General features: G+C 66.4%; 24 protein-coding genes. 10 read left to right on the top strand and 14 right to left on the bottom strand.

The features are described 5' to 3' along the window. Positions 1-84 precede the first annotated feature (84 nt). Positions 85-1,206, bottom strand: coding sequence for a diguanylate cyclase domain-containing protein (locus tag ACFJGT_RS03815; RefSeq protein WP_377846025.1), 1,122 nt, complete (start codon positions 1,204-1,206; stop codon positions 85-87). A gap of 169 nt (positions 1,207-1,375) precedes the next feature. Next, positions 1,376-1,660 carry a hypothetical protein gene (locus ACFJGT_RS03810; protein WP_377846023.1) on the bottom strand — a complete coding sequence of 95 codons (285 nt, stop codon included), beginning with the start codon at positions 1,658-1,660 and terminating at the stop codon, positions 1,376-1,378. Positions 1,661-1,919: 259 nt separating this feature from the next. Between ACFJGT_RS03810 and ACFJGT_RS03805 the strand changes: the two genes are divergently transcribed. Further along, positions 1,920-2,948 (top strand): hypothetical protein, encoded by a 1,029-nt coding sequence (locus ACFJGT_RS03805; protein ID WP_377846021.1) that lies wholly within the window; start codon positions 1,920-1,922, stop codon positions 2,946-2,948. A 290-nt stretch (positions 2,949-3,238) separates the two neighbouring features. After that, positions 3,239-3,556: a hypothetical protein gene (locus ACFJGT_RS03800; protein ID WP_377846019.1), complete on the top strand. Its 318-nt coding sequence runs from the start codon at positions 3,239-3,241 to the stop codon at positions 3,554-3,556. A 6-nt stretch (positions 3,557-3,562) separates the two neighbouring features. Here the strand turns inward: ACFJGT_RS03800 and ACFJGT_RS03795 are convergent, their stop codons facing one another. The 6 genes from ACFJGT_RS03795 to ACFJGT_RS03770 form a co-directional block, all read right to left on the bottom strand. Then, positions 3,563-4,519 (bottom strand): succinylglutamate desuccinylase/aspartoacylase family protein, encoded by a 957-nt coding sequence (locus tag ACFJGT_RS03795; protein WP_377846017.1) that lies wholly within the window; start codon positions 4,517-4,519, stop codon positions 3,563-3,565. A gap of 11 nt (positions 4,520-4,530) precedes the next feature. Then, entirely contained in the window at positions 4,531-5,352 is an 822-nt protein-coding gene (locus tag ACFJGT_RS03790) for an ABC transporter permease (RefSeq protein WP_377846015.1), read from the bottom strand. A gap of 9 nt (positions 5,353-5,361) precedes the next feature. Then, positions 5,362-6,297 (bottom strand): ABC transporter permease, encoded by a 936-nt coding sequence (locus tag ACFJGT_RS03785; RefSeq protein ID WP_377846013.1) that lies wholly within the window; start codon positions 6,295-6,297, stop codon positions 5,362-5,364. Between the two features lie 133 nt (positions 6,298-6,430). After that, positions 6,431-8,020, bottom strand: a complete 1,590-nt coding sequence (locus tag ACFJGT_RS03780) for an ABC transporter substrate-binding protein (RefSeq protein ID WP_377848916.1) — start codon at positions 8,018-8,020, stop codon at positions 6,431-6,433. A gap of 217 nt (positions 8,021-8,237) precedes the next feature. Next, a complete protein-coding gene (locus ACFJGT_RS03775) occupies positions 8,238-9,860 on the bottom strand; it encodes an amidohydrolase (protein ID WP_377846011.1) in 1,623 nt (540 codons plus the stop codon). Between the two features lie 45 nt (positions 9,861-9,905). Beyond that, a complete protein-coding gene (locus ACFJGT_RS03770; RefSeq protein WP_377846009.1) occupies positions 9,906-11,387 on the bottom strand; it encodes a M81 family metallopeptidase in 1,482 nt (493 codons plus the stop codon). Between the two features lie 189 nt (positions 11,388-11,576). On the opposite strand from ACFJGT_RS03770, the gene ACFJGT_RS03765 reads away from it, so the two are divergent. The 3 genes from ACFJGT_RS03765 (at position 11,577) to ACFJGT_RS03755 (ending at position 13,124) form a co-directional block, all read left to right on the top strand. Continuing rightward, positions 11,577-12,599 carry a DNA topoisomerase IB gene (locus tag ACFJGT_RS03765; protein ID WP_377846006.1) on the top strand — a complete coding sequence of 341 codons (1,023 nt, stop codon included), beginning with the start codon at positions 11,577-11,579 and terminating at the stop codon, positions 12,597-12,599. 62 nt (positions 12,600-12,661) lie between these two features. Continuing rightward, positions 12,662-12,955, top strand: coding sequence for a hypothetical protein (locus ACFJGT_RS03760; protein ID WP_377846004.1), 294 nt, complete (start codon positions 12,662-12,664; stop codon positions 12,953-12,955). A 19-nt stretch (positions 12,956-12,974) separates the two neighbouring features. Continuing rightward, positions 12,975-13,124: a hypothetical protein gene (locus ACFJGT_RS03755; RefSeq protein ID WP_377846002.1), complete on the top strand. Its 150-nt coding sequence runs from the start codon at positions 12,975-12,977 to the stop codon at positions 13,122-13,124. Positions 13,125-13,151: 27 nt separating this feature from the next. Here ACFJGT_RS03755 and hemC read toward each other — a convergent pair whose 3' ends face one another. Continuing rightward, positions 13,152-14,090, bottom strand: a complete 939-nt coding sequence (gene hemC / locus ACFJGT_RS03750; protein WP_377846000.1) for a hydroxymethylbilane synthase — start codon at positions 14,088-14,090, stop codon at positions 13,152-13,154. 105 nt (positions 14,091-14,195) lie between these two features. Then, positions 14,196-15,584, bottom strand: a complete 1,389-nt coding sequence (locus tag ACFJGT_RS03745) for a PLP-dependent aminotransferase family protein (protein ID WP_377845998.1) — start codon at positions 15,582-15,584, stop codon at positions 14,196-14,198. 156 nt (positions 15,585-15,740) lie between these two features. Between ACFJGT_RS03745 and ACFJGT_RS03740 the strand changes: the two genes are divergently transcribed. Beyond that, on the top strand, positions 15,741-16,607 hold the full coding sequence (locus ACFJGT_RS03740) for a DMT family transporter (RefSeq protein WP_377845996.1): 867 nt from the start codon (positions 15,741-15,743) through the stop codon (positions 16,605-16,607). Between the two features lie 60 nt (positions 16,608-16,667). After that, on the top strand, positions 16,668-16,931 hold the full coding sequence (locus tag ACFJGT_RS03735; RefSeq protein WP_377845994.1) for a DksA/TraR family C4-type zinc finger protein: 264 nt from the start codon (positions 16,668-16,670) through the stop codon (positions 16,929-16,931). Positions 16,932-16,978: 47 nt separating this feature from the next. Here the strand turns inward: ACFJGT_RS03735 and ACFJGT_RS03730 are convergent, their stop codons facing one another. Then, positions 16,979-17,866: a LysR family transcriptional regulator gene (locus ACFJGT_RS03730; protein ID WP_377845992.1), complete on the bottom strand. Its 888-nt coding sequence runs from the start codon at positions 17,864-17,866 to the stop codon at positions 16,979-16,981. 127 nt (positions 17,867-17,993) lie between these two features. On the opposite strand from ACFJGT_RS03730, the gene ACFJGT_RS03725 reads away from it, so the two are divergent. From ACFJGT_RS03725 to ACFJGT_RS03715, 3 genes are read left to right on the top strand one after another with little or no spacing between them, the layout of a single operon-like run. Then, complete coding sequence (locus ACFJGT_RS03725; protein WP_377845990.1) at positions 17,994-19,367, top strand: acyclic terpene utilization AtuA family protein; 1,374 nt, start codon at positions 17,994-17,996, stop codon at positions 19,365-19,367. After that, entirely contained in the window at positions 19,364-19,744 is a 381-nt protein-coding gene (locus ACFJGT_RS03720; RefSeq protein WP_377845988.1) for a hypothetical protein, read from the top strand. Before ACFJGT_RS03725 ends, ACFJGT_RS03720 begins: the two co-directional genes overlap by 4 nt. Continuing rightward, on the top strand, positions 19,741-21,144 hold the full coding sequence (locus tag ACFJGT_RS03715; RefSeq protein WP_377845986.1) for a dipeptidase: 1,404 nt from the start codon (positions 19,741-19,743) through the stop codon (positions 21,142-21,144). The genes ACFJGT_RS03720 and ACFJGT_RS03715 overlap by 4 nt, the downstream gene beginning before the upstream one ends. A 57-nt stretch (positions 21,145-21,201) precedes the next feature. Here ACFJGT_RS03715 and ureG read toward each other — a convergent pair whose 3' ends face one another. Genes ureG through ACFJGT_RS03700 form a run of 3 tightly spaced genes read right to left on the bottom strand, consistent with a single transcriptional unit; the run spans position 21,202 to position 22,962 of the window. After that, positions 21,202-21,822 (bottom strand): urease accessory protein UreG, encoded by a 621-nt coding sequence (ureG, locus tag ACFJGT_RS03710; RefSeq protein WP_377845984.1) that lies wholly within the window; start codon positions 21,820-21,822, stop codon positions 21,202-21,204. Then, positions 21,819-22,508 carry an urease accessory protein UreF gene (locus tag ACFJGT_RS03705; protein WP_377848915.1) on the bottom strand — a complete coding sequence of 230 codons (690 nt, stop codon included), beginning with the start codon at positions 22,506-22,508 and terminating at the stop codon, positions 21,819-21,821. Before ACFJGT_RS03705 ends, ureG begins: the two co-directional genes overlap by 4 nt. After that, the gene (locus ACFJGT_RS03700; protein WP_377845982.1) at positions 22,471-22,962 is read right to left on the bottom strand and encodes an urease accessory protein UreE; all 492 of its coding nucleotides are present in this window, start codon (positions 22,960-22,962) and stop codon (positions 22,471-22,473) included. Before ACFJGT_RS03700 ends, ACFJGT_RS03705 begins: the two co-directional genes overlap by 38 nt. Positions 22,963-22,965: the final 3 nt, after the last annotated feature.

Genomic DNA, 22,965 nt, shown 5'->3' with positions numbered 1-22,965 from the left:
GTGCACCGCGCCGCCGCACAGCTACCTGCCGGACGGTAGGTGAATGAGCAGCCGAGATCAAGCTATCGTCATTCGGATGCGATGTCAGGCGACGTCGTCCCAGTGCGCGACCATGCTGCGCCCCTTGCCGGCACGTTTGGCGCCATAAAGTGCTTGGTCGGCGGCGCGCGTCAGCACCTCGACCGTCCAATGCCCGGCATCCTGCTCCGACTTGACGGAGACCCCGACGCTGGCGCCGACCGAGACCAGTTGACCCGCCAGCATGAACGGCGCCTTGACGACCGAGACCGCCCGTTCGGCAACCTCCGAGAGCGCGACCGCATCGGCAACGCCACGCACGACGAGAGCGAACTCGTCGCCGCCGAGCCGCGCCACGCTGTCGCCGGGACGGACGACGCCCTTCAGCCGCATCGCGACCTGTTGCAGCAGCTCGTCGCCGGCCTGGTGGCCATGGCGATCGTTGATCAGCTTGAAGCCGTCGAGATCGAGCAGCAGGAGGCCGAGCGCCTCGCCGCTCTCGCCGGCCTCGCGCAGCACGCGGTCGAGCCCCCGGCGATTGACGAGCCCGGTCAAGGGGTCGTGGCTCGCGGCGAAGTCGAGCTCGCGGCGCACCATCAGCAACTCCTCGAACTGGCCGATGATATGGTCGGAGCTCTCGTAGATCGAATAGAGATAGACGAGGAGAAGCACGCTGAGCGCCTGATAGAGCGGATCGCCGGAGACCAGAAAGGCGACGACCAGCGTGCCGATCGCGATGGTCGAAAGCACGGCGCAGATCCAGTAGCGCAGCGTGCGGAGATAGGACCCGGCCGTCAGCGCCATGGTGAGCCCGAGGCTGAGCACGAAGCCGCCGGCATGGTCGGTGGCAGCGGCGGCCAGCGTCAGCGCAGCGATGACGAGTGTGAAGGCGAAGGCGGAATAGGCATAGCCCGCCTCCCAGCGCCGCGCCTCTGCGAGGCTCAGCTTGCGCGCGGGATCGCGGCGCTTGAAGGCCACGATGTTGGCGATGCGGAGGAATGTGGTGACGACCCCTGCCCCGGTCAGCCACCAGAAGACCACTTGGCCCGTCTGCACGGCCATGATGGCGGAACCGACGATCAACCCTGCGGCGATGCAGAGAATCTGAGGCAGCGCCGCGAAGAGACGCGAGATGATCTCGACCTCGATATCCGCGGGGAGCTGCGCGGCACGTTTGCGGGGCCTCATCAGCAGATGCATGGCGATGGCTTTACGCGTGACGCTCTAAGAACCCGTCAGCCCGATCTCCGGCATTTTAGGCATCGGATCACCTGCGGCCGCGCCCGCAACGAAAGAGGGGCCAGCCCATGGCCAGCCCCGTTCCAAGTTGCAGATGGGGAGGTCGAACGTGTGGCGATCAGTTGCAGCCGCAGCCGTGGCCGAGCCCGCCGAGCAGACCGCCGATGATGCCGTTCTTGCTGACGATCGCCTTCACGGGAGCGACCACGCCGATCTTGTTGCCATTGGCGATGCCGTTGCCGCTGAGGACGCTGACATTGTTGAGCGCATTGATCTTGACGCCCGACACCGCCGTCGTCACCGGAGCGACGATGCCCCCGAGAAGAGAACCGCCGCGTCCGCCGGCCATGGCCGGAGAAACGGCGAAGGCTGCAACCGTAGCGAGAACAACCGCGTATTTCATCTTGCTTCTCCCTGTCTTCGCCTCCGGGCCGGAAGCGATGACACTCGTATAAGTTGCAACAACTCAATTGAACAACCTTGTCTCAACATTAACCATACCGAGTAAAGTTAACCGACACCACGAGACTTACTTACAACACATTATTGGATTCATCGTGAAACAAACCGAATAAAGATAGATACATTCTACAGTAACAACTGAGGTATTCTCGATTCATTAACCAATATCATCGCATGATCACGTCAGCATTGGTGAGATCATGGCGATAGCGACGCGCATCATCATCCTTTCAGCCCTGGCCCTGCATTCGCCATCTGCGCTGGCGACCGATAAATCCGGCAAAGAGAAGGAAAGCTCGATCGCCGTCATCGGGCTTCGCGGCGGCTTCGACAGCAATCCGGCCGGCATCCAGGGAGCGAACGGCACGCCTGTCGCCACAACCTATGCAACCTGGGATTACCTCCACGGGACGTTGCAGGACGGCTACGGGCTGAACCTCTCGCTGGTCGAGACGCAGTACGACCCGCGCGCGCTCGCCTCGGCCCGCGCCCATTCGCTGACGCTGAAGCACGGTTTCAGCCTGGGCGAGGCCAGCGCGATTCAATCCTCCTTGTCAGTCAATAACGAGCAGAGCTGGTCGCGCCGGAAAAGCGCCCTGTCCTGGCGCGAACGCCTCGACCATGGCATCGGCCCATTCCGCCTCTTCGCCAGCGGAGAAGCGCGCATCACCGCGCTGAACGAGCGCAATGTCTTCAATCTCGGCGACTTCCTGCCGCGCGACGAGAATTTCGGCACGCTGGGGCTGACGACCGGCGCGGCCTGGCGCTCGGGCGAGACCGAGATCGGCCTCTCCTTCAGCGCCTCGCGCGTCCATTACATCGAAGGCGTCGACTATCTCGGCTTCCGCCGCGACCATAACCGGCTGCAGCCCAACCTGTTCTTCTCGACGGTGCTGGGCGGGGCTGCGATCGAAGCGTCGCTCTCGCCGTTCCGGGCCTATTTCCCGGAGAAGGAATTCGATGCGGTCGCAAGCCTGCTCTACACGGCGAAGCTGCGCCTGCCCTATGAGCGCTTCACGCTCGATCTCGGCTCGACCCGTACGGTGGAGGACACCACCCTGCCCTTCTCCGTCATCAATGTGACGACGGCGCATGAGGCGAAGCTGACAGCCCGGATCGACGACGACAATGCCGTGAGCCTCTCCGCCCGGCGCAAGACCGACGACTATGTCGGCTCGATGCCCGCTCGGACCAGAAGGGCATCGGCATCGATTACCAGCGCAGCTTAAGCAAGGGCTTCACCGCCACGGCCTCCGGCGCCTGGCGCAAGACCAAGGAGACCGAGCTCACGCCGGTAACCTCGTTCAGCGTCATGCTCGGCCTGCAAAAGCAGATCGACCTCAGCCGCATCGGCAAACCTGACAAGAGCGGCGGATAGGGACTTCAGGCGCGGCAGAACCCATCAGCCTGCTCCGCGCCTCCCAGCCGCCTCAGCCTCCGTTCATGATTGGCCCGTTAGGAGACAGCGAAACGCCTCGCCATGGCCTGCTTGCCGGCGAGGAAACGGAAAGGAAGAACCATGCTGCGTCGCCAGCTCACGGTTTCGGCCCTCGCCTGCGCCGTCCTGCTCAGCGCAATCCCGGCTCAGGCCCAGTATTATGGCGGCCCCTATCGCGGCTCGCCGTCCTATAGCGACGATGACGAAGATGACGACGATCGCCCGCCGCGGCCCTCTTACCGCCGCGACTACGGCTACGAGCGTCCCTATTACCGGCCGCGCTATGGCAATATCTGCGTGACCGGCCGGGGCGAGTGCCCGACGCCACCCCTGCCCTATGGCTCCGGCTGCGGCTGCCATATCCCCGGCTTCGGCAGCAAGCGCGGCGTCGTGCAATAGCTGGTTTTAGACCCGGCGCGCGCTTTCCGTCCCGAGATAGCAGATGCCCTCGCCAAGCTTGGCCTTGGGATTGGGAAAGATGATGAAGCCGTCGCGCGGCATCGTCACGACGCGGCCATCGGCGCGGCGGGCGATCGGCGTGCCCTTGGCGACGCGGTCGCCGGTCTTCCAGTTGCCCTCGACGCGGTCGCCCTCGGCCTCGCAGATGACGAGATCGTCCATGTGGACGACGGTCCGGGCAGCGGCAGCCGGCGGCGGCTCGTTGGTCAGGCCGAGATGGGCGAGCACGTTGCGGATCGCCTTGTAGCCGACATCGACCGAGGCCGGATCGTCGTGGCGCCCGCATTCGAGCGTCACGCCATAGCCGCCGGCGAAGCGCATGAACTCCGTCGTGCCGAAGCCTTCGGTGACGGCAAGCCGCGGCAGGTTCAGCCGCTCGCGCGCCGCGATCAGCCGGACATAGATGTCGAGCCAGCCATGGATCATCAGGTCGACGCCGAGGCAGGCGGCGAAGGCGGCCTCGGCCGCACCATGGCGGAAGGGTTCGAGCGTGCCGCGATTGTCGTCCGGCCCGAAGAAGACGAAGGGCACGCCCTCCCCGGTGAAGGAATGCACGTCGAGCAGCATGTCGTGCTGGCGCAGGATGGCCGAGAGGCGGTTGCCGAGCCGATCCTCGTTGTCGACGGGCTGCGGCCGCTCGCGCAAGTCGCGGTTGAGGTTGCGGTCGCCCTCGCGGGTGTTCTGCCTGTAGGCCTTGGGATTGGCGACGGGCAGGAAGGTGACCTCGCCGCGCTGGATCGACACACGGCCGGCCCGGCAATCCTCGATCACGCGGGCGATGGCGTTCGGCCCGCAGGTCTCGTTGCCGTGGACGGCACCGAGGACAAGGAGCTTCGGGCCCGCCTTCAGTCCGTGGAAGCGGATGGTCTCGAGCGGCGGATCGATCAGGGCTGGCGTGGTCATAGGCTCTACTGTCAGGCTTTGCGAAGCTGCGAATGCGGGTCGAGGATGTCGCGCAGGCCGTCACCCAGCAGGTTGAGGCCGAGCACGGTCATGAAGATGGCGAGGCCCGGGAAGATCGAGATCCAGGGCGCGGTGGTGATCTGGTCGCGCGCGTCGGAGAGCATCGAGCCCCAGCTCGGGAAGGGCGGACGGATGCCGAGCCCCAGGAAGGAGAGCGCGGCCTCCGCCAGCACGGCGCCGCCCATGCCGAGCGTGCCGATGACGATGATCGGGCCGGCGATGTTCGGCAGGATCTGCAGCAGCATGATGCGCAGGTTGCTGGAGCCGAAGGAGCGCGCCGCCTCGACATAGCCCTGCTGCTTGATCGACAGCGTCGCGGCCCGCGACAGCCGGCAGGTATAGGACCAGTTGGTCAGGCCGAGCGCGATCAGCAGGCTGGTCAGGCCTGGCTGGAGGATCGCCATGATGGCGAGCGCGAAGACCAGCGAGGGGATCGACAGCATGAGGTTGGTCAGGCCGTTGACGAAATCATCCCACCAGCCGCCGAAATACCCGGCCGACATGCCCAGCGCCACGCCGATCACCGTGTTGATCAATTGCGAGACGATGCCGACCGTCAGCGAGATGCGCGCGCCGTAGAGCACGCGGCTGTAGATGTCGCGGCCCTGCGCATCCGTGCCGAACCAGAACTCGCTGCCGGGCGGAACCTCGGCATTCATCAGATTGGCGTCCATGACGGGGTCGGTATGCGCCAGCCAGGGCGCCAGCGTCCCGCCGACCACGACGGCGGCGAAAAGCACGCCGCCGATCCACAGATTAGCCCGGAATTTCATGCCCCGCCCCTAGGTGTATTTGATGCGCGGATCGATCAGAGCGCAGAGCACGTCCACGATGATGTTCACGACGAGAAAGAAGAGCACGAGCAGCAGGATGCAGGCCTGGACGACGGGGATGTCGCGCAGCGACACGCTGTCGACCAGCAGCGAGCCGATGCCCGGCCAGGCGAAGAGCTTCTCGATCACGACGGCGCCGCCCATGATCGAGCCGAACTGCAGGCCCAGCGTCGTCAGCACGATGACCATCGCGTTGCGCGCGACATGCCAGCGCATCACCCGGACCTCGCTGTTGCCCTTGGCGCGGGCGGTGCGGACGAAATCGGCGTTCATGACCTCGAGCACGGCAGCGCGCGTCGTGCGGGCGAGCAATGCGAGCGGCGCGACGCCGAGCGCGACCGCCGGCAGCACGATGTAGCGCGGATTGCCGTCGCCATAGCCGAAGCTTGGGAACCAGCCGAGAACCAGGGCGAAAGCGTACATCAGCATCAGCCCGAGCCAGAACTGCGGCAGGGACAGGCCGGACACCGCGACGAACATCGACTGCATGTCGAGCCAGCCGCCCGGTTTCAGCGCCGCCAGGAAGCCGAGCGGAACGCCGAGGATGATGGCGAACGCCATGGCGGCGATGGCCAATTGAAGACTGGGCCAGATGCGCTCCATCAGTGAATTGATCACCGGCTGGCGGGTGCGGAACGACGTGCCGAGATCGAAGGTCGCGAGCTTCATGGCATAATTCGCGAAGCGCACATGAACGGGATCATCGAGGCCGAACTGCTTGTTCATCCGCGCGACCTGGTCGGCATCGACGACCGAGCGGCCATCGGACATCTGGGTCGAGGCGAAGTCGCCGGGGATGACGCTGAACATCACGAAGATGAGCGCGGCGACCGCAAGCAGGATCGGGATGGCCTGCAGCAGGCGGCGAAAGACATAGGGCAGCATGGACAACTCCTGATCGCCGCCGCTGGGCGGACTCAGGTCAAGGCTCGAAAATCGTCGTCACCCCGGACGGGCAGCATGGCCGCCGGTCCGGGGGACGGGTATCGTCGAGCTGCGGGAACCTCCGCGGAGGCGCTTACTTCGCCGCGGGCGAAGAGGCGTCGACCCAGAGATCCTCGTAACGCTGGAGCGCAAGCTCCGTCGCATTCGGCTGGAGGCCGTGCAGCCAGGGCTGATAGGCCAGAACCGCCTTGTTGTAGTTGAAGAACCAGACCGGAGCCTCGTCCTGCAGCATGGCATTGGCCTTCTTCAGCAGATCGAGCTTCTTGCCGGCGTCCTTCTCGGCCGCGGCATCGTCGAGCAGCTTGTCATAGGCCGTGTTCTTGAAGGTGGTGTAGTTGCAGGATGAGCGCGGCGTCGTCGAGTGGAAGCACTTCAGCGCGGTCAGCGCGTCGGGACCCGAGGTGTTCGACCAGATATAAGCCTGGAAGTCGCCCTTCGCGATGACGCCACCAAGCGCCGAGGTCTCGACCGGCTTGACCTTCACCTTGATGCCGACCTTGGCGAGCATGGGAATGGTCGCCTCGACGATCGGGATGCCCCAGCTCTCGTTCGGCGTCGCGGTCCATTCGAACTCGAAACCGTCCGGATAGCCCGCTTCGGTGAGCAGCTTCTTCGCCTTCTCGGGATCGAAGGCGTAGGGCTTGGCGTCCTTGTCGAAAGCCGGGACCGAGCTGGGCAGCCAGCTCACCGCGCGATAGGCCTTGTCGCGGACGAGGCGCTTGATGATCAGCTCGCTGTCGATCGCATAGTTGATCGCCTGACGCACCCGCTTGTCGGAGAAGGGCTTGAACTCCGGGTTCATGCCCATGTTGCGGGTGAAGACCTCCGCAACCTCGAGAATGCCCTTGGAGAGGTTCGGGTCGGCCTTGTAGGCGACATACTGGGTCGAGCCCAGGATCGAGACGTCGATCTCCTTGTTGCGGAAGGCGACGTCGCGGGCGGCGGCCTCACCCATCGGCGAGATCACGAGCTTGTCGGCATAGGGCTTGCCGGCCTTGTAGTACTTCTCCCAGCGCTCGAAGACCATCCGCGAGCCGGGAACGTGCTCGACAAACTTGAACGGCCCGAGACCGATCGGCTTGTTGAAGAAGTCGGGCTCCTGCGCTTCCTTGGCCGGCAGGATCGCCGTCGGGGCGCTGAAGTACAGGAAGCCGGGATCGACGGCGTCGGTCATCGTCATCTCGATGGTGAAATCATCGATCTTCTTGAGACCGGAAATCTCCTTGGCCTCACCCTTGCGGACCTCGGCACCACCCTTGATGCGCGAGACGTGGCGCGCGCCCGGATAGTTCTTGGAGCCGTCGACCAGGCGATGGAACGACCAGATGACGTCGTCGGCCGTCATCTTGCGGCCGTTGTGGAAGAAGGCGTCGTCGCGGAGCTTCAGCGTGTGCGTCAGCCCGTCTGTCGAGGTGGTGTAGCTCTTGACGAGCTCGGGCTCCGGCTTGCCGGCGTTCGAATCCCAGCGGAACAGCATGCCGTGCAGCGCATAGCCGTAGATCTCGTCCTGGATCTGGTTCGAGACGTGGCTGTCATTGCTGACGAAGGAGGCGCCATAAGGCGCCGTGAAGCGGATCGTTCCGCCACGGCGCGGCTCCTGAGCCTGCGCCGAGATCGTAAAGGCCGCCAGCGTCAACGCAGTGGCGAAGGCAAATTTCTTCAACAACACGATCAATCCTCCCGTTTTCCGATGTGCTCCGGTTGGCCCGGAGTTGTTTGCTTTCAAGTGGAACCATAACGGCTTTACCGCGCTTGTCTTCCCCCGCACGGTCAAATTCCCCGCGCAGCCACGCGATTCACGGTGCCGCGAAGCTGCTCGGGTGTCCTTTTCGCATTTTCTTCACGCGGACCGGCCTTTTTCGCTCGAAGATGCTTCTCCCTCAAGCACCCCGTTCGTAGACCACCTCGCCGCCGAGAATGGTCAGATCGCAGCGCGTGTCCTTGAGGATATCGGCCGGAGCGGCGCTCAGCAGATCGCGCGAGAACACCGCGACATCGGCCAGGAAGCCCGGCGCGAGCCGGCCCTTCACATGTTCCTGCTTCTGCGAGAAGGCGCCGAACTCGGTATAGGCCTGCAGGGCTTCCTCGATCGAGACGCGCTGGGCCGCATCCATCACCGTGCCCTTCCAGGTCTCACGCGTCAGCATGGTGTGGAAATTCGGGAAGGGGTTGGGGTCGCAGACCGGCGCGTCGCTCCCGGTCGCCGGCTTCAGGCCGAGATCGAACCAGGTGCGGAACGGATAGCTCGGCAGCGCCCGCTCGGGGCCGAGCACCTTCACATAGGCATCGCCGAAATCGTGGATGAAGACCTGCTGCGGGCAGGGATAGATGCCGGCCTTGACCATGCGCTCGTGCTGCTCCGGGGTCGAGAAGCCGCAATGCTCGATGCGGTGGCGGCGGTCTGGATCGGGATAGGCAGCGAGCGCCTTCTCATAGGCCGTGATCAACTGCTCGATCGCGGCATCGCCGATGGCGTGGCAGGCGAGCTGATAGCCCTTCTTATGGGCATCGAGCACCATGCGCTCGAGCTCGGCATCCTCCCACATCCAGACGCCGGTGGTCTTGTCCTCGCCGAGATAGGGCTCGGTCATCCAGGCGGTGCGGCCACCGGCCGAGCCGTCCAGGAAGAGCTTGACCGCGCCGATCATCAGCATCTCGTCGCCGGTGCCGGAGATCAGGCCGGCGTCGTAGCAATCAGGCACGATCGAGCGGCCGTCGTCGCCGAGCAGGGTCAGCCAGGTGCGGACCGGCAGGCGCCCGTCGCGCTTGGCGCGGTGATAGGCAGCGATTTCGCGGAAGCCGCCCTTCTGGCCGACGGCGGCATCCATGCAGCTGGTGATGCCGAGTGAGAGCAAATACTGCCCGCCGCGCTCGATGCCGGCGATGATGTCTTCTTCGGTCGCGGCGGGAATTGCCGCCTGGACCGGCGCGCGTGCGTTCTCGGCGAGCAGTCCGGTGAGGCGGCCGTTCTGCTGCTCGATCAGGCCGCCCTGAGGCGTCGGTGATTGCTCGTCGATGCCACCGAGGCGCAACGCCTCCGAATTGCAGATCGCGATATGGCCGCAAGCGCGCACCAGCATCACAGGATTGTTCGGCGCGGCGCGGTCGAGCTCCTCGCGATAGGGATGGCGGCCGGTATCGAGCTTGGTCTGGTCGTAGCCGCGCGAGAGAATCCATTCGCCGGGCTTCGACTGTGCGGCGCGGGCCGAAATGGCGCCCAGCAGGGCTTCCAGCGTCGGCGCGCTCTCCGGCTTGGAATCGACCCAGCCCATGGTCATGCCGAGCGAGACGAGATGCAGATGGGAATCATTCAGGCCCGGCGTCGCCAGCCGGCCCTTCAGGTCGATGACGCGGGTTTTAGGCCCGATCAGCGGCTTGATCTCGGCATCGTTGCCGGCAGCCAGCACCTTGTCCCGGAAGATCGCCAGCGCCTCGACGACGCCCTCCTCGCGCCCGCACCAGATCGGTCCGTTGCGCAATACGATATCGGCCTGAATCGCCATGGTGTTCTCCTCAAGTCCAGTCGTCGCGGCTCGTGAGAGCGGCGGTCAGATATCGTCGAGCGGGAAGATCGGGCGGCGGACCTTCTTATAGGGCCGCTCCTTGAAATTGCGGGTCGAGAGCGCGCCGGTATCGACCTCCAGCACCTCGCGCGCGATCGGCTCGAAGGCGGCGCGGAAATGCTGCATCGACTTGACGATCACCGTCGATTTCCGGGTCGGGTCGACGCCCAGCGAAGTAAACTGCGCGAGGTCCGTCGCCTGGCCGTTATGGGTGATGACGATGATCTCGACATCGTCGACGCGCAGCAGGGCCGAGAGCCCGTAATTGCGCCAGACGCCGCCGGCCATCGGGCCATGGCAGAGGAAATAGCCGTCCGTTATGGCGACGACATGGGCGTCGAGATCGAGCGGGCCGCCGCCCATGCTCGGATCGACCTTGCCGCCGAGCTTGATCCGGCCGCGCTTGCCGACGCCGATCGCCTGCGCGGCGAGCACGGCCTCGGGGTCGTTGATCGCGTGGAAGCCGACATTCTTCAGCCCGGCATCGAGAACGGCGCGCAGCAGGTTGGTGGCATCGCCATAGGCGCCGGAGCCGGGATTGTCGGAATAGTCCGAGATCACCACCGGCTTGTAGCCGGGCTTGCCCGTATCGGCCTCGCCTGCCTTGGCGCGGGCCATGGCCTCGGCCAGCGGCGTGAAATGGATCGAGGAGAAGCGGCGCTGTTCCCAGGCATAGTCCATCAGCTCTTCGGCGATGCCTTGAGCCTTGCCGCGATCATCGGCCGTGACCGCGATCGAGGGGCCGATATCGTGGACGTCGGCCGAGGAGAAACCCGCCTGGACGCTGACGACGAGCGCGTCGCCGGATGCTTCGAGCGCATCGCCGCGGCGCAGCAATTCGAGGAAGGGCGGCGAGGTCGTGCGCCCGCCATCGAGCGCATAGAGGATCGGCCGGCGGGCGAGCGCGACCTTGGGCTTGATCTCGCCCTTGATCGCACGCTGCAGCAGTTCGGCCGCCTGCCAGGTCCGCTCGTATTGGTCGATATGCGGATAGGTGCGGTAGGAGATCAGCGCATTGGCGTTGTCGGCCATGAGCTGCGTGACCGTCGCGTGCAGGTCGAGCACCGCGACGACGGGAACATCGGGACCGATCCGCTTGCGCAGCCGCGCCAGCAATTCGCCCTCGCCATCGTCCGAGCTTTCGGTCGACATGGCGCCATGGAGGTGCAGCAGCACGCCATCGACGCCCGGAGCGGCATCGACGATCTGGCCGGCGAAGAGATCGAAGGCGGCATCGGTGACGCGGCCGGACGGGTTGGCGCCGGTCACCAGCGGATGGACGAGGCTCCAGCCGAACTTGTCGGCCGCCTCGAAGGCCGCCCCCATCGAGGTGCGCGTGCCGCGGAAGGCGCCGGGAATTTCGTTGTCACTGAAAGCGCCATGCGCCCTGAAGGTGGCCTCGTCCGTGAGCTGAACACTGAAGGTGTTCGTCTCATGCATGAACTCGGCAATCAAAACGCGCGGCACCGTCATCTCCCCAGATAGCGTTCAATTTTTTTGACAATGTGGGCGAGGAACCTGCGCCCTGGCCACTGATTTTCGCGCATGCATCCCCAGAAACCTGCGCGCTTGTCGAAATGTGGTGAATATGCTCGACTGAGCGGAACCAACTGGGCGATGGCGCGGTTTCCGCAGCGGACCTCTGCGAGCCAGCCAATGCCGGTTTCCCCGCACGCTAAACGCCCTTCCGCCGCGACGCGACTGCGACGCGTTTCGTCTGACGAACTTGCGATCCGCCGCATCCGCCACGGCCGCTCCTTCGGCTATCGCGATGCGGAGGGCGGCAAGGTCACGGATGAGGACACGCTTGCCCGCATCCGCTCGCTGGCCATCCCGCCGGCTTATGTGGATGTCAGGATCGCAGCCGATCCGCGCGCCCATCTTCAGGCCATCGGGCATGACGAGGCCGGCCGCATCCAGCATCGCTACCATCCCGATTGGGAGAAGGTGCGCGAGCGGCGCAAGCTCAAGCGGCTCGCCCGTCTGATCGAGGCCCTGCCCAAGCTGCGCGCCCGCATCGCGGCCGACGTCAAGGCGCGGGTGCTGTCGCGCGACAAGGCGCTGGCCTGCGCGGCGGCCATCATCGACCGTGGCCATCTGCGCGTCGGCAACGAAACCTATGCCAGGAAGAATGGCAGCCACGGCACCTCGACGCTGCTCAAGCGCCATGTCTCGCTGACGGGCACCCGGGTCGCGCTGCATTTCCGCGGCAAGAGCGGCAAGGAGATTTCCTGCGCGATCGACGATGCGCCGCTGGCGCGCGCGATCGCGCGGATCATCACCCTGCCCGGCCGGCGCCTGCTGCAACATCGGAACGAAGACGGCTCCGTCGCGCCAATCCATGCGGCCGAGATCAACGCCTATCTCAAACGCGCCTGCGGCTTGCCGGTCAGCAGCAAGGATTTGCGCATGCTTGCAGCCAATGCCGCCGCCGCGGAACTGCTGCTCGCCGGCGAGGCGGTGGCGAGCGAAGCCGGACGCAAGCGCCAGCTCGCCGACATCATGCGCTCGATCTCGGAGAAGCTGGTTAACACGCCGGCCGTCGTCCGCAAGAGCTATGTCCACGCGATCGTCATCGACGCCTATGCCAGCGGCCGCCTGCAGAAGACCTATGCGAAGGCGCGCGCCAAGCCCGGCTGCTCGCGGATCGAGCGCGCGCTCGGGCTGCTGGCCGCCTGACATCGCGGGAACAATGCCGCCGCTGAGAGCTTGCTCCTGAAACCCTTCAAAGGAGAGCCGCCATGGCCCCGGCCGATAGGAATCGCGAGAACCTAGCCCCGCTCGAGGATGAGCGCGGACCCGCAAACACCAACCAGACCGCCGTCGAGGCTGACCCGACCGAGAGCCACCGCGTCAGCGACCGCACCAATGTCCATGATGCCGGCAGCGATGCCAACGACACCCCGGACGGGCTGACGGAAACGGAAGAGGCCGTGCGTCAGGCCGTCGAGGATGTGCCTGTCGGCATGCCATTGCGCGGCAAGACGGAATCGATCCCTGTCTTCGATCGGGGCTCGCTTCCACCCAAGGTTTGAGCTGCGCTAGAGGACAGCCGTGACAGGTGATTGGAGCTTTATCTTCTGGATCATCCTGATCGCCGTGCCGATCGGGATCGCCCTCGCAACCTTCTGGGCGCGCTCAAGCGGCCCTGGCGAGGCGATGCTGGGCAAGCCCAGTATCGATGATCCGCGCGATCCGCCCTGAGCGACGCGCCAAGGCCGAGGTAGTGACCTAGATCGACTTGAAGCTCGGATAGTGGCCGCGATAGCTCTTCTCGAGGATCGCGACGCCGCCCCGCTCCTTCAGGATCTGCGCAACGGTGAGGCCAAGCTCGCGCGCCTGCTCGGGTGCCGCGCTCTGATCCGCGACGACGCGTTCCGTGCCCTCGATCGAGGTCACCTGCGCGTGCAGCGTCAGGCGCCCGTCCTGCCATGTCGCGCAGGCACCGACCGGCAGGCTGCACCCTGCCCCCAGCGCATGCATCATCTCGCGTTCGGCCTCGGCCTCGGCACGGGCCTTGGGACATTCGATCGCCTTCAGCACCTCGATCACCGCCGTATCCTCGGCGCGGGCTTCGAGCCCGAGCGCGCCCTGTCCGACCGCATAGGGGAACAGGGACGGGGCCAGCGCCTCCGACGAGGCCTCGTCCAGTCCCAGCCGGCGCAAGCCGGCTTGGGCAAGGATGACCGCATCGAGCGCATCCTCCCCGCCGATCTTGGCGAGGCGTGGGCCGACATTGCCGCGGATCGGAACGACGGTGACATCCGGCCGCAGATTCAGGATCTGGGCACGACGGCGCAGCGAACCCGTGCCGACGCGCGCGCCCTGGCGCAGCGAGGCCATGGTCGCACCACAAAGCGCATCGCGCGGATCCTCGCGCGGCGGCACCGAGGCAAGGACGAGACCCTCATGCAATGTGGTCGGCAAGTCCTTCAGCGAATGGACGACGAAATCGACCTCGCGCTTCACCAGCTGCTGCTCGTGCTCGACCGCGAAGACGCCGACCATGCCGAACTGGTGGAACTCGGAAACGCGGTCGCGATCGGCGATCGTGGCGATCTGGCAGAGGGTGAATTCCGCCTGCGGGAACTTCTCCCGGATCAGGCCCATGACGTGGTTGGTCTGGGCCATCGCCAGCGGGCTGCGGCGCGTGCCGATCCTCAGATGCATGATCTCAAAGCTTTCGGTCCTGTCCGGCCGGGCCGGTTATTGCCGCGGTCTATAACAGGGGGGCAGCGGGCTGACGAGTGCGGCATAGGCCCATCCTGCGCTGGATCAATCGCGGGCGGCTGGTCCGCCCTGCCGGCGCATGGTCGCCATCGCCTGCCCGAGCACCGCGAAGACGCGCGGATCGCGTGACTGGGCGACGTTGAAGCGCATGAAGCTGCCGGCCGTCTGGGCGACGCTGAAGACATTGCCCGGCGCCAGCACCACGCCCTGCATCACGGCGAGCTGGGCCAGTTCGGCGGAATCGATGCCTTCAGGCAAACGGCACCAGAGATAGAAGCCACCACGCGGCATCAGCCAGGGGCGAATCCCGAGCGGCTCAAGCCTTGCGGCGACCTCCCGCCGTGCCTGGGCCAGGCGGCGGTGCAGCTCTTCCATATGCTTGCGATAGCTGCCGCCGGCGAGGACGCCCGCCAGAAGCTCAGTGGAGACCGGGCTTGGCCCACCGAAATTGGTCGCGACCTGCAGGTCGACAAGTCCTTCGATCCAATCGGCGCGCGCGGCGATATAGCCGCAGCGGGTAGCCGCCGAGAGCGTCTTCGAGAAGCTGCCGATCCGGATGACGCGCTCCAGCCCGTCGAGCGCCGCCAGCCGCGACGACGGCTCGGGCTCGAAATCGGCGAAGATGTCGTCCTCGACGATGATCATGTCGTTGGCGGCAGCCGTGCTGAGCACGCGATAGGCGGCCTGCGGCGACAGGCCGGCGCCGGTCGGATTGTGCAATCCGGAATTGGTCAGGTAGAGGCGCGGACGCTCGGCCGCGACCACCGCCTCGAACGCCGCGATATCGGGGCCGGCAGGCGTATAAGGCGTGCTCAGCACACGCACCTGATGCGCTCGCAGCAACGCCTGGAAGTTGAAGTAGCAGGGGTCGTCGACGAGGACGGCATCGCCGGGTCGCAGCAGGAAACGGCAGATCAGGTCGAGCGCCTGCGTCCCCGAGCCGGTCAGCATGAGCTGTTCCGGCGAAACCGCGAGCCCGGCCTCGGCGAAGCGCCCGAGCAGGAGCCGGCGCAGGACGGAAGCACCGCGCGTGCCGCCGTAATCGGTGAGGATCGCGCCATCGGCACGGGCCAGCGCCCGGAAGCCGCGGCGCAAGGCCTCGTCCGGCATCCAGTCGGGCGGGAGCCAGCCGCAGCCGGGCTTCAGCGCACCGGGCTCGGCATCGAGCGACTGGCGCGAAACCCAGAACGGATCGACCACGAGTTCCTGCGGCGAGGCAGCCTGCGTCAGCGCCAAGGGTGGCAGACCACCGCCGGTCACGTAGAAGCCGGAACCCTGCCGGGCACGGATCAGGCCCTCGGCCGCGAGGCGATCATAGGCCTCGACCACGGTGGAGGGCGAAACCTTCATCGTCGCGGCGAAGCCGCGGATCGAAGGCAGGCGGTCGCCGGGCGTCAGTGTCCGCGCCGCCAGCCGGCCGCGGATCGCGGCCATCACCGCCTCCGTTCGCGTCGATCCAGTTTCGCTCCAGCTGATTGTATGGCTATCCATAGGCATACAGTTTGCCATGAATGTATCGGTCTGTCGCTGGTCCTGTCCGGCGCAGATGCCTAGAGCACGGCTTCCGGTGCAGAAGCAGGGCGGACGCGCATGATCAAGGATTGGGGCGGCAAGGGCTGGGGCAGCGGGCTGATCGGCGTGCTGATCTTCAGCGGCTCTTTGCCGGCGACGCGCGTGGCGGTGGCCGGCTTTTCGCCGTTGTTCCTGACAGGCGCCCGCGCCGCGATCGCGGCGCTGCTGGGGGCGGCCTGTCTCATGCTGCTGCGCCAGCAATGGCCTGCTCGCTCGGATATCCGCCCGCTCGCGATCGTCGCTCTCGGCGTCGTGCTCGGCTTCCCGCTGCTGACGGCGCTCGCCCTCCAGCATATCCCCTCGGCGCGTTCGATCGTCTTCATAGGGCTGCTGCCGCTCGCGACCGCGCTGTTCGGCGTGCTGCGCGGCGGCGAGCGTCCGAACCCGGTGTTCTGGCTGTTTTCGGGGATCGGCAGCGCTACCGTCGCAGGTTTCGCGCTCGCCAACAGCGACAGCGGCTCGCTGACGGGGGACCTGCTGATGGTCGCGGCCGTCCTGCTCTGCGGGCTCGGCTATGCCGAAGGCGCGACGCTGTCGCGCCGGCTGGGGGGCTGGCAGGTGATCTCCTGGGCGCTCCTGCTGTCGTTGCCGGCGATGGCCGCGGTCGCACTGCTGTTCTGGCCTCCGACATGGCAAGGCATCGGCACGCCGGCCTGGATCGGCCTTGCCTACGTCTCGGTCTTCAGCATGCTGGTCGGCTTCGTGTTCTGGTATCGAGGCCTGGCGCTCGGCGGCATCGCCAGCGTCGGCCAGCTCCAGCTCCTGCAACCGTTCTTCGGGCTCATGCTGGCAGGCTGGCTGCTAGGCGAGCCGGTTGCCTGGACGATGATCGCGGCGACCGCCGTGGTCGTGCTCTGCGTCGCTGGAGCCAAGCGCTTCGCCTGAGCGGAAGCTCTTGGATTTCGCGCGGCCCAAGGCCATCTTAAGGGCCAAGGAGATGGCGCGATGGCGAGCGGATGGGCTCCGGACGGAGCGGTTCAGGACCAGATCGACGGCTCGATCTCGGATGCGGTTCGGCTGGCACGCTCGCGGCTGCCGAGCGGCCCCGGCGAAATCCATTGCAGGGAATGCGGCGACGAAATTCCGGAAGCGCGGCGCCTCGCCATGCCCGGCGCGCGGCTCTGCGTCGCCTGCCAGTCCGGCCATGACCGCTCGGCGGCGCAATCCGGCTACAATCGGCGCGGCAGCAAGGACAGCCAGCTGAAATAAGCCGGCCATGCCGGCCGCCATTCTCGCGAAAAGACACCCTGTCGACCTCAAGCGCTCGCGGAGCGCAGGACGGCGGCGAACTTGATCGCGCTGGCCGAAAGCGGCCGGTCCTTCAGCCAGGCCATGCCGATGCTGCGCTCGATCGTCGGCGCGACCAGCGGGATCATCGCCAGCTCATCGGCCCTGAACATGGCGAATGTCATCGTCGGCAGCGCCGTCACGCCGAGCCCGGCCGCGGCCAGTGCCGCTGCGCAGGAAATCTGGTCGACCTCATAAGCCGGCGCCACCGGCAGATTGGCATGGATGAAGCCCGCATCGGTGAGGCGCCGGACGGAGGAGGACGGCGACATCGCGATGAATTCGCAAGCCGCCAAGTCGCTCCAGTCGACGCTGCCGCGCCCGGACAAGGGATGCCGGCGCGACACGACCAGCGTGAGTCGATCATTCGCGATCTCTTCGAAGACGAAGGCGCCCTGGCCGTCGGGCCGGCCGGCAATGACGAGATCGACGCTTCCCTCCTGCAGCATCGCCATCGCACGATCCTGCAAGGCATCGCGCACCGCGACCGCGATGCCCGGATAGCGGTCGCGGAAGGCACGCAGCACCGGCGGCAGCAAGGTGCAGACGGCTGACGGCAATGCGGCGATGGACAAGCGACCATGCACGCCGTCGCCGCGCCGCGCGATGGCTTCGAAGGTGCCTGCCAGGCTTCGCATCGCTTCGCGTGCGCTCGCCACGACATGCTGGCCTTCATAGGTCAGCGCCAGTTGCCGCGTCGTGCGGTCGACCAGCCTGCAACCCAGCTCGGCCTCGACCCGCCTCAGGGTTTCGCTGACCGATGGCTGCGAGACGCCGAGCTTCTCGGCCGCGCCAGTCAGGCTCAGCGTATCGCCGATGGCGACGAGAATTTCGAGCTGGCGCAGTGTCAGGTTCATTGACGAAGCCGCATTCAAAGGCACTCCAATTCATAGCTTAACCCTATGAATAGATTAACTGTCATTATTTGACATTTTTCCGCTGGAGCGTTTGCTGGGCCGACCTCGCAGACGGCGGAACGCAGCGATGACAGAGCAGGTTTGGATCGGAGCCGCGGCCGGGTTTGCCGGCGATCGTTCCGACGCTTCGGGGCCGTTGATCGAAACGCTCGCGCGCCATGACGGCCCGCGCTTCCTGATTTTCGAGACCCTCGCGGAACGCACCCTCGCGCTCGCGCAGCTCGATCGCCTGGCTGATCCGGCGCGCGGCGAGGTGCCCGCGCTGCAACGCCTGCTCTGGCCGGCGCTGGCGCCCTGCGCCGCCGCAGGCATCAAGATCATCGGCAATTTTGGCGGGGCCAATCCCTTTGGCGCCGCCGCGAAAATAAGGAGCTGGGCCATCGAGCTCGGCTGCCCCGGTCTGAAGATCGCGGTGGTGACCGGCGACGATCTGCGGGACGCGTTCAGCTCCGCCGATTTCGCCGGCATGGAGACGGATGGTGCCTTGCTCAGCGCCAAACCCGCCATCATTTCGGCGAATGCCTATCTGGGGGCTGATGCGATCGCAAAAGCGCTCGGCGCGGGCGCCGATATCGTCGTGACAGGGCGCGTCGCCGATCCCGCCCTCGTGCTCGGCCCGCTGAAATACAGCTTCGGCTGGGCGGATGACGATTGGGACAGGCTCGCGGCCGGCATCCTCGCGGGCCACCTTCTCGAATGCGGATCGCAGGTGACAGGCGGCTATTTCGCCGATCCCGGCGTCAAGGACGTGCCGGGCCTGGATGTGCTGGGTTATCCGATCGCGGAGGTCGAGCCGGACGGTAGCTTCGTGGTCACCAAGCCAGCGGGGACGGGCGGCCTCGTCGACCGCCGGACGGTCACGGAACAGATGCTCTACGAGATCCACGATCCGGCCGCCTATCTGACGCCGGATGTGATCCTCGATCTCACGCAGGCCGAGATCGCGGAAATCGGGCCTGATCGCGTCCGGGTGAGCGGCGCGCGTGGACGAGCGCGGCCCGAGACGCTGAAGGCGACGGTGTGCTTCGACGGCGGATGGCTGGCCGAGGCCGAGATTTCCTATGCCGGCCCCAACGCGAAATCCCGCGCCGCCCTCGCCATCGAGACGGTGATGAAGCGCCTCGCCCGCCTCCACCCCAGCTTGCGGGTTCGCGCCGACCTGATCGGTGTGGTCAGCGTCTTCGGCGATACGAACGGAATGCGATTGGCGGCAGAGGTGCCGGATGTCACTGACAGCGACCTGCGCGTCCGGTTCGCGGCCGAGTCCACCGATCGCGCCGCGGCTGAATGCCTGCTCGACGAGGTCGAGGCGCTGTATTGCGCCGGCCCCGCCGGTGGCGGCGGCGTCCGCAGGCGCCTGACGCCCCGGCTGCGCAGCGCGTCCTGCCTGGTGGATCGCAAGCACGTCGTACCGCAAGTCTCGTTTCTGGAGATGGCATGACCCGCACGGTTTCGCTGTACCGGCTCGCCCATGCCCGCTCCGGCGACAAGGGCAACCGGCTCAACATCGCCGTCATCTGCCGCGAACCGCGTTTCTTCGCGCCCCTGCGCGAACGATTGACGGAGGCGTTCGTCGCGCGCGTCTTCCGCGAGCGCCAGCCCACCGCCGTCAGGCGCTATGAGCTACCGAAGCTCAACGCCTTCAACTTCGTTCTCGACGATGTGCTGGATGGCGGCGTCAATGGCAGCCTCGGGCTGGACGGCCACGGCAAGACGCTCTCCTTCCTGCTGCTCTCGGCCGAGATCGAGATGCCGGCCGACCTGCTGGCCCCGACCGAAGAGCCATCTCCCGAACCCATGAGCGGAGGCTCGCGATGAGCGCCGAACCCGTCGTCGACTACTTGCAGCGGCGCCATGACGACGTGATGGCCCGCCTCGATGCCTTCCTCAGGCTGCCGAGCGTCAGCACCGACCCCGCCTATGCGCAGGGCATGGCCGATACGCGCGCTTTTCTGCTGGACTGGCTGACGGGCATCGGCCTCGCCGACGTCCAGCTGCTCGACGGCGGCGGACAACCTGCCGTTTACGGCGCCTGGCTGGGTGCGCCGGGGGCGCCGACGATCATCGTCTACGGTCATTACGACGTGCAGCCGCCGGACCCGCTGGCGCTCTGGCAATCGCCGCCCTTCGAGCCGACGATCCGCGACGGACGCCTCTATGCGCGCGGTGCCTCCGATGTGAAGGGCTCGACCACGATCGCGATCGAGACCGTCGCGGCCTTCCTCGCGGTCGAGGGGCGCTGCCCGGTCAATATCAAGCTGTTCATCGAGGGCGAGGAGGAGACCGGCAGCCCGAGCCTGCACGAGATCGTCCGCCGCTACGGCGACCTGCTCAAGGCCGATGCGATGATCTCGGCCGATGGCGGCCGGGCGAGCCCGACCGTACCCACGATCAATGTCGGCGCGCGCGGCCTGACCAAGCTCGAGCTCGTCGTGCGGACCGCCGACAAGGAGCTGCATTCCGGCCGCTATGGCGGCTCTGTGCGCAATGCCCTGCACGAGCTCTCCGCCATCGTCGCCTCCCTCCACGATGCGGAGGGCGCCATCGCCGTCCCTGCCCTGATGGATGCGGTGCGGCCGCTGTCGGAACGCGACCGGAGCGATACGGCCGCCCTGCCCTTCGACGAGGCTGCTTTCATCGCCGATATCGGCGGGCTCGATGCGGGCGAGGCCGGCTACAGCATCCGCGAACGCCTGACGCTGCGCCCCGCGATCGACGTGAACGGACTGTGGGGCGGCTATACCGGCGCCGGCTCCAAGACCGTCATCCCGGATGAGGCGAGGGCCAAGATCACCATCCGCCTGGCGCCGGGGCAAGACCCCGACCAGGCGGCCCAGTCCCTGAAGGACCATATCCTCGCAGCCGCGCGACCGGGCGTCCGGATCCGCTTCGAGGCGATCGGCGGAGGATCGCCGGCCTCCACGCTCGCAGCGGACCACCCGCTCGTGCAGGCGGCGACAGCCGTGCTGCGCCAGACCTCCGGGCAGGAGCCGGTGCATGTCCGGCTCGGCGCCACCGTGCCGATCACCGCGATCTTCAAGGAAACGCTGGGTCTGGACACGCTGATGTTCGGCTTCAACCTGCCGGACGAGGACGTGCATGCGCCCAACGAATTCTTCCACATCCCCTCGGTCGCGCTCGGCCTCAGGGCCTGGCCGATGCTGCTGCAGGAACTGGCGAGCTTCGCCCCTTCGGCCTTCCGCCCGCAGGCAGGGTGAGGAGCGCGCAGCGCCAGCGCCGCCCACCATCGCTGAGGCCGAAACGGCCGGGACTGCCTAGGCAGCGGCGAGGCCGCCGTTCTTCTCGATGAAGGCGACGATCTCCTCGACCCCGGTGAGCCGGTTGAGGTCGCTGAAGACGAACGGACGACCGGCGCGCTGCTTTTCGGTGTCCGAACGCATCACGTCGAGATTGGCACCGACATAGGGCGCGAGGTCGATCTTGTTGATGATCAGCAGGTCCGAGCGCGTGATCCCCGGCCCGCCCTTGCGCGGGATCTTCTCGCCGCCCGCGACGTCGATGACATAGAGCGTGATGTCGGCGAGATCGGGCGAGAAGGTCGCGGCGAGATTGTCGCCGCCGGATTCGATGAAGACGATATCGAGATCGGGGAAGCGCCGCCGCATCTCGGCGATGGCCGCGAGATTGATCGAGGCGTCCTCGCGGATCGCAGTATGCGGGCAGCCTCCGGTCTCGACGCCGATGATGCGCTCTTCCGGCAAGGCCTGCAGCCGGTTGAGGATCAGCTCGTCTTCCTTGGTGAAGATGTCGTTGGTGACGACGGCGACCGAGTAGCGCTCGCGCATCGCCTTGCAGAGCTTCTCTGTGAGCGTGGTCTTGCCGACGCCGACCGGGCCGCCGATGCCAACGCGGAGCGGACCATTGGGGGAGTTCACGAGCGAAAGACCCTTGAATACTGCGTTTCGTGGTTCATCGACAGGATGTCGGCGCGAATGGTGCAGGAGCCGAGATCGTCCAGCGTCGAGGCGGCGGCGCGCCGGGCGGTGCGCAGGATGACAGGCTCAAGCGCGGCAAGCGTCGCCACCCCGTCGCGCTGGCCGAGCGGCACCAGCCGCACGCAGGCCTGGACAAGGTTGGACGCGAAGGCGTGGAGATAAGCGGTGAGCGCATCGGTGATCGCGATGCCGTGGCGCGCCGCAGCCGAGCCGACGGCCACCGGATAGGCGATCGGCCCCTCCCCGCCTGCCGCGTCGCCGCTCCAGGCAGCCATCGCATCGACGAAAGCGCCGCCTTGCAGCGTGGTTTCCATGTGGCGCTCTCGCGAGCCTGACATGGCCTCGGCCAGTTCTGCGACGTCTGCGATGTCATCGCCCGCGCCGATCGTGCGCCAGGCTTCGGCCAGCAGCACAGCGTCATTCCAGGCGGAGCCCTGTTCCAGCAGCGTCTCCAGCCATTCGCGCAGGCTCTGCCGATCCCGGATCAATCCGTCATGGACCGCCCGTTCCAGCCCATGGCTATAGGCGAACGATCCGACCGGGAAGGCCGGAGAGAGCCAGGTCATCAGGCGGGCGAGCGTAGTGGCCTCAGTCATGGTTGTGGTGATGGTCGTGGCAATGACCATGATGATGGCTGTGCCCGTGATCATGCCCATGAGCGTGATAGGCGCCATGCACCGGCTGGAAGCGTGCGACCACCTCGCGCAGGGAAGCGCCGAGGCCTTCCAGCATCGCCCGGATGACATGGTCTCGCTGGATTAGGATGCGGGTTTCGTCGATCTGCGCCGGCAGGTGGCGGTTGCCCAGATGCCAGGCGAGATGGCGCAGCGGGCATCCCGGACCGGGAAACACCTCGTAGAGCTCCTCCTCTGCCGCGACGATCGCTACGCTGCGGCCATCCTGCAGCACGAGCCGGTCACCATCGGCGAAGAGCACCGGCTCAGGCAGATCGACCATGATCTCCTCGCCCTGATCGGTGGTGACGAGCTTGCGGCGCAGGTGGCGGGCGGCATGGTCGAGCCGGAGTGTGCCGGCAGGCTCGCCGCTGCCGCCGTGGCTATGGGAAATGGCGCGGAGCATCGC

Source organism: Allobosea sp. UC22_33 (assembly GCF_042700715.1).
Taxonomy (GTDB): domain Bacteria; phylum Pseudomonadota; class Alphaproteobacteria; order Rhizobiales; family Beijerinckiaceae; genus Allobosea.
This window is presented reverse-complemented; position numbering and strand designations above follow the sequence as displayed.

Excerpts from the sequence above, each read along its gene's own strand:
- ACFJGT_RS03725 (WP_377845990.1), top strand. The coding sequence starts at position 17,994 with ATGACAGAGCAGGTTTGGATCGGAGCCGCGGCCGGGTTTGCCGGCGAT.
- ACFJGT_RS03700 (WP_377845982.1), bottom strand. The coding sequence starts at position 22,962 with ATGCTCCGCGCCATTTCCCATAGCCACGGCGGCAGCGGCGAGCCTGCC.
- ACFJGT_RS03735 (WP_377845994.1), top strand. The coding sequence starts at position 16,668 with ATGGCGAGCGGATGGGCTCCGGACGGAGCGGTTCAGGACCAGATCGAC.
- ACFJGT_RS03815 (WP_377846025.1), bottom strand. The coding sequence starts at position 1,206 with ATGAGGCCCCGCAAACGTGCCGCGCAGCTCCCCGCGGATATCGAGGTC.
- ACFJGT_RS03785 (WP_377846013.1), bottom strand. The coding sequence starts at position 6,297 with ATGCTGCCCTATGTCTTTCGCCGCCTGCTGCAGGCCATCCCGATCCTG.
- ACFJGT_RS03805 (WP_377846021.1), top strand. The coding sequence starts at position 1,920 with ATGGCGATAGCGACGCGCATCATCATCCTTTCAGCCCTGGCCCTGCAT.
- ACFJGT_RS03810 (WP_377846023.1), bottom strand. The coding sequence starts at position 1,660 with ATGAAATACGCGGTTGTTCTCGCTACGGTTGCAGCCTTCGCCGTTTCT.
- ACFJGT_RS03705 (WP_377848915.1), bottom strand. The coding sequence starts at position 22,508 with ATGGTCATTGCCACGACCATCACCACAACCATGACTGAGGCCACTACG.
- ACFJGT_RS03775 (WP_377846011.1), bottom strand. The coding sequence starts at position 9,860 with ATGGCGATTCAGGCCGATATCGTATTGCGCAACGGACCGATCTGGTGC.
- ACFJGT_RS03715 (WP_377845986.1), top strand. The coding sequence starts at position 19,741 with ATGAGCGCCGAACCCGTCGTCGACTACTTGCAGCGGCGCCATGACGAC.
- ACFJGT_RS03800 (WP_377846019.1), top strand. The coding sequence starts at position 3,239 with ATGCTGCGTCGCCAGCTCACGGTTTCGGCCCTCGCCTGCGCCGTCCTG.
- ACFJGT_RS03720 (WP_377845988.1), top strand. The coding sequence starts at position 19,364 with ATGACCCGCACGGTTTCGCTGTACCGGCTCGCCCATGCCCGCTCCGGC.
- ACFJGT_RS03790 (WP_377846015.1), bottom strand. The coding sequence starts at position 5,352 with ATGAAATTCCGGGCTAATCTGTGGATCGGCGGCGTGCTTTTCGCCGCC.
- ACFJGT_RS03730 (WP_377845992.1), bottom strand. The coding sequence starts at position 17,866 with ATGAACCTGACACTGCGCCAGCTCGAAATTCTCGTCGCCATCGGCGAT.
- ACFJGT_RS03745 (WP_377845998.1), bottom strand. The coding sequence starts at position 15,584 with ATGGCCGCGATCCGCGGCCGGCTGGCGGCGCGGACACTGACGCCCGGC.
- ACFJGT_RS03760 (WP_377846004.1), top strand. The coding sequence starts at position 12,662 with ATGGCCCCGGCCGATAGGAATCGCGAGAACCTAGCCCCGCTCGAGGAT.
- ACFJGT_RS03795 (WP_377846017.1), bottom strand. The coding sequence starts at position 4,519 with ATGACCACGCCAGCCCTGATCGATCCGCCGCTCGAGACCATCCGCTTC.
- ACFJGT_RS03740 (WP_377845996.1), top strand. The coding sequence starts at position 15,741 with ATGATCAAGGATTGGGGCGGCAAGGGCTGGGGCAGCGGGCTGATCGGC.
- hemC (WP_377846000.1), bottom strand. The coding sequence starts at position 14,090 with ATGCATCTGAGGATCGGCACGCGCCGCAGCCCGCTGGCGATGGCCCAG.
- ACFJGT_RS03765 (WP_377846006.1), top strand. The coding sequence starts at position 11,577 with ATGCCGGTTTCCCCGCACGCTAAACGCCCTTCCGCCGCGACGCGACTG.